This window comes from Polynucleobacter sp. 39-46-10 (assembly GCF_002282275.1).
The window spans coordinates 1-5,026 of the sequence record NZ_NCJB01000166.1 but is presented as its reverse complement, the minus strand read 5'-3'; the positions used below and the strand labels follow the sequence as shown (position 1 = coordinate 5,026).

General features: G+C 47.1%; 2 protein-coding genes and 1 pseudogene. All 3 read right to left on the bottom strand.

The features are described from left to right. Positions 1-251 (bottom strand): annotated as a pseudogene (gene ligA / locus B7X71_RS11580) (NAD-dependent DNA ligase LigA); the annotation flags it as partial. Positions 252-260: 9 nt separating this feature from the next. Next, positions 261-1,337 carry a cell division protein ZipA C-terminal FtsZ-binding domain-containing protein gene (locus B7X71_RS11575; protein WP_251371167.1) on the bottom strand — a complete coding sequence of 359 codons (1,077 nt, stop codon included), beginning with the start codon at positions 1,335-1,337 and terminating at the stop codon, positions 261-263. After that, positions 1,338-4,859 carry a chromosome segregation protein SMC gene (smc, locus tag B7X71_RS11570; RefSeq protein ID WP_293600799.1) on the bottom strand — a complete coding sequence of 1,174 codons (3,522 nt, stop codon included), beginning with the start codon at positions 4,857-4,859 and terminating at the stop codon, positions 1,338-1,340. Between the last annotated feature and the right edge of the window lie 167 nt (positions 4,860-5,026).

Below are 5,026 nucleotides of genomic sequence, written 5' to 3'. Positions count from 1 at the left end.
ATGGGCACTGTATGCGTAACCGAATCAAATTCTTTAAGTGCAGTGCCACCAACTCTTTGGGAGAGCGAATCAGAAGTAAGCCACTCAGGATGAGCAGCCTCAATATCGATCAACTCTCGATAAAGACGATCGTATTCGCTATCAGGGACTATTGGATTATCTAGAACATAGTAGGCATGCTCTAAGCGTACTAACTCAGACTGTAAAAATGCGTAGCGATCCGCTAAATTTGTCGGACTAGAAGACGACAAAACAATTCCCTAGCTAAAAAGTCTACTAGCAGCAGAAGATCCCGCAGGAACACCGCTTCTCTCAAGGTTTTCATATAAACCATCAAGATGCTGACGAATGCTTTGAATTGAGATATCAGACAGGTTGATTCCATTGTCATCCACCAAGCGTCCATGAGCGGCTTGTGCAATTTCAAGGCCTTCTGAAAGCATGCGCTCGAATGGTTTTTCGTCAAACGAAATTAAAGGTAATTCTAGGAGCAAAGTCAGCTGCTGCACTGGCTGCCCAGGATTCAGATCAGTGCTACTGAAAATAGGCGCACGATTACTAAAGTAATCGTAAGTCCGGCCACTACGTGACAAGATGAACCCACGTTGATTCATGAGTGAATCCAGCTTAGTCCAAGCGCATGCTTCATCGAATAGCACATTGATACTCAATTGAATATCACTTTCTGCTGCCATAGCATCTAAATCTTTTGCCTTCTCTAGCATCGTACTAACACTTGGCATATCAATTTGGGCACCTAGCGTTAACGCTAGTGCTTGAGCTCTGGAGCAAAAATCAGACAGCTCTAGTACACCTATTGGTCCACGACGACTTGCTAACTGAATAGCCAACTGAAGCTCGGAATAGGAGGAGTCCGACTCAAGCAAGCCCCACCCCTCAGAAGAATTCAGATCGACGTTTAAACCTTCACACATCCAGCGAGCCGAAGATGGTGTAGACAAATCATCCCAAGAAATCATTTCTTTCAGAATTTCTGATCCAGTGATCGGCTGAGAGAAGCGAAGAGTAATAACGCAATCAATTCTTGGATCAATAGAAAAGCTGGCCGAGTCAGCCTTCACTGGCAAGCTTACTTCTTTAAAAGTTGGCTCAAGCTGCTCGCCGGTAATTGGATCAGCAAAGCCAGATCCAAAAGTAGGTTCACGTGCAACACGCTCAGCAAGGTAATCCTCTGCTTCAGCCCTTGCTTTACGGAGTGCACGAGCGTACTTCACATTCAGAATAGCTACTGCAATCAGAATCAATAGGCCAATAACAGCCAAAGCAAACTGCAAGTCAGACAAGCCCAGCGTTGTCATGAGTTGCTCTAGATTCACTTAAGCTGCCTCCACCATAGAAACTGCAGAAGAAATATCCACCGCCACGATACGCGATACGCCCTGCTCTTGCATGGTGACACCAATCAACTGATGCGCGATTTCCATAGTGATCTTGTTATGTGAGATGAATACAAATTGAGTCTTACTAGACATTTTGGCAACCATCTGGGCATAACGCAAGGTGTTCGCGTCATCCAATGGGGCATCAACCTCATCGAGCAAGCAGAATGGGGCTGGATTGAGAAGGAACAATGAGAAGACTAAGGCAATTGCGGTTAAGGCCTTTTCACCACCGGAGAGTAAATAGATTGAACTATTTTTCTTGCCGGGAGGCTGAGCCATCACCTGTACGCCTGCATCCAAGATTTCTTCACCAGTCATCACCAACTCTGCATGACCGCCACCAAATAGCTCAGGGAAGAGTTTTCCAAAATGGGTATTTACTTGGTCAAAAGTGCCTTGCAAGAGATCACGGGTTTCTGCATCAATCTTCGCAATCGCATCAGTCAATGTCTGCATCGCTTCATTTAAGTCTGCTGATTGCGCATCCAAGAACTGCTTACGCTCACGTGAGCTAGAAAGCTCATCTAAGGCAGCCATATTCACTGGGCCTAGAGATTGAATTTCTGTATTCAGACGATTCACTTCGGTTTGCAAAGCTCCAACCTTGAGGTCGGGACTAAAGCTAGCTTCCAATGCAGTGAGGTCTGCTTCGGCATCTGAAAGTAAGGTTGCAAACTGTTCAAAGTTCAAGCGAGCAGCCTGTTCACGCAACTGTAAATCCACCACCTTGTCGCGCATTGGCTGAAGACTGCGCTCAATCTGTAAGCGCACTTCATCCGCTTCACGTAGTTGATGTAATAAAGCGTCTTGTTCAGTACGGGCATTTGCCAGTGCAGCCTCACGAGCACTACGTGCCAACAATAAGCCCTGCAATTTATCTTGCGCTTCATCATCGCTGAGAGTTTCAAGTTCTTGCTCAGAGCTAGCTTGCTTATCCTGAATCTCCATAATCTGGACGCGCGCTGTACTTTGATCACGCTGTAAATCCGCAATACGCTGCTGTAAAGATCGGGTTGCAAAAGCTGCCTCTTGAGCTGACATCTCAGATGAGCGTAAGGATTCACGAAGACGATCACGTTCTTGAGTGGCTAACTCAAGCTTCTCCTGAGCAATCGCCAGATTCTCTTGTAAGCCTTGTTTAGATTCTTCAGACTGAGCGAGCTCTTCTGCTGATTGCTCTTGAGTTTGAGTTAGCTGCTCCATTTGCTGGCGCAACTCACTTAACTCACCCTGAATTTGCTCAGCGCGCTGGCTGTACTTTTCTTCAGCTTGAGTTAACTGCATTCTTTCCACTTCAAAGCCATGCACTTCTTGTACAGCTTGTTCTGCAGCAATACGAGTTTGCTCAGCAGTTTGATGGGCAGCCTGGTAATTAGAAACACATTGATCCAGCTCACCTTGCAACTCACTCTGAATTAACTTTTGTGCACGCAATTGCTTTTCGAGACCTTCCATCTCTTGAGCACGAGCCAACATACCAGCCTGCTCAGAGTCTGCTGCGTATAGCTGCACACCAACACGGCTCACCAAATGGCCTTGTTGAGTAACGAAGGCGCCACCTGCTGGCAACTTCTCGCGACGATGTAGTGCATCTTCCAAGCTATTAGCAATGTAGATGTTATCTAACCACTCTTGCAATACGCCTGCAACACGCGGTGCGCCTGCGCTCTGAACTCGAGTCAATAGTGGCGTGAAATCCGCCGGCACAGTAGTGTGCGCAGGAGAGATATCTTCTGTTAGCAAAATAGCTAAACGGCTTGGGGGAGCATCATTGGCTAAAGCTAGAGTTTCTTGGACACTCTTCGCCGTTACCGCCGCTAAGCGCTCACGCAATACGGATTCCAAAGCAGCTTCCCAACCACTCTCCACCTTGAGTTCTTGCCAAAGACGCTTGCTCTCTTTTAAGCCTTTACTCTCAAGCCATGGACCAATCTTGCCCTGCGCTTGAACGCTGGCCTGCAATGCAGTCAATGCAGTTAATTTAGCTTCAGTTTGAGCCAATTCTTGGTTAGCTGATTGAATCTGCTGTTGTGCAGTATTACGAGCCTCATCAGCAGCTGGAACGCGCTGCTGTGCTTCACCGGCTTTTTGTCTTGCTTCATCAACTTTTCGCTGAGCCATTGCGTGGCGATCAATTGCCATCTGTAATGCTTCAGCATCCGGTCTACGCATGCCAGCAAGTTCAGCCTCAAGACGACTATCGCGCCCTTTGAGCTCTTCTACTTGAGTGGTAATTGCTTTAACGCGTTCACTTAGACTTGCTAAGCGCTGATCGATGGTTGCCAAGCTCTCGCGGGCATCATTGAGTTCTCGTGAGTAGACTTGATAGGACTCTTCGCGAGCTGGCATCTGCTCTTGCAAGCCAGATAATTCCGCTATTAATGTTTGCTCTTTTTCTGCAGCCAGACTGAGCTCTTGCTCTGCAGTGCGTTGAGCTTGTGCAGCATCTGTTTCTTGCACAGTCCAGCGCTGTAATTGAGCTAGTAAATCTTGGGATTGCTGTTGTAGACGCTGACGTGCTTCTTGCACATAACGAATCTGTGACTCTACTTGGCTGACATCAGCGTTGGTTTGATACAAGTCACCTTGCGCTTGAGAAACCTTATCTTGCAATGCGTACTGTTCGGTGCGCATGGTCTCGAGCTCAGTTTCAGCATGACGCATTTTTGCCGTCTGCTCTTCTAAATGGACTTGAGTGTCACGAATGCCATTGGCATGACGCTCCTGCTCTTTACCAGCCTCAGTCTGACGCACAAACCAGAGTAACTGTTGCTGAGATTTCATCTCTGCAGAAAGTTCAGCATGACGCTCAGCTACTGTAGCCTGCTTTTCTAAACGCGTGAGTTGTTGATCGAGCTCACGCAGGATGTCTTCTACGCGTACTAAATTTTCTTTGGTGTCTTCAAGTCGAGAGGCGGTTTCTTTGCGACGCTCTTTGTATTTTGAAACGCCTGCAGCTTCTTCCAAGAAAACACGCAGTTCTTCTGGCTTTGCTTCCAAGATGCGGTTGATCGTGCCCTGCCCAATAATCGCGTAGCCTCTTGGGCCCATGCCCGTTCCCAAGAAAATATCTTGAATATCTTTACGACGGACAACTTGATTGTTGACGTAGTAGCTCGAGTTGCCATCACGAGTCAAGACGCGTTTCACGCCCAGCTCAGTAAATGCACTCCACTGCCCTTGTGCGCGACCATCTGAATTGTCAAAAATGAGTTCTACACTGGCACGCCCAGAAGGTTTACGCAAACCAGAGCCATTAAAAATAACGTCCTGCATGGATTCACCACGCAACTCACTGGCTCGGGACTCCCCCAAAACCCAACGTACTGCATCAATAATGTTGGACTTTCCGCAACCATTAGGACCCACAACGCCGATCAATTGACCTGGCATTTCAAATTGGGTCGGATCGACAAATGACTTAAAGCCGGAAAGTTTGATGGATTTCAGTTGCACGGCGTACTTTGCAGGGAAAAAGGGGGTTCAAATAAGGGGGTAAAAATTATTACTAAAGTGGGAAGATGATAGCAAGCTTAGGTCTACCTACACGGGTTTTTGCCCCACCGATATAATGATTAATCTACTTCCAGGGGCAAAACCCCTTAACAATCTGATAGTTAACT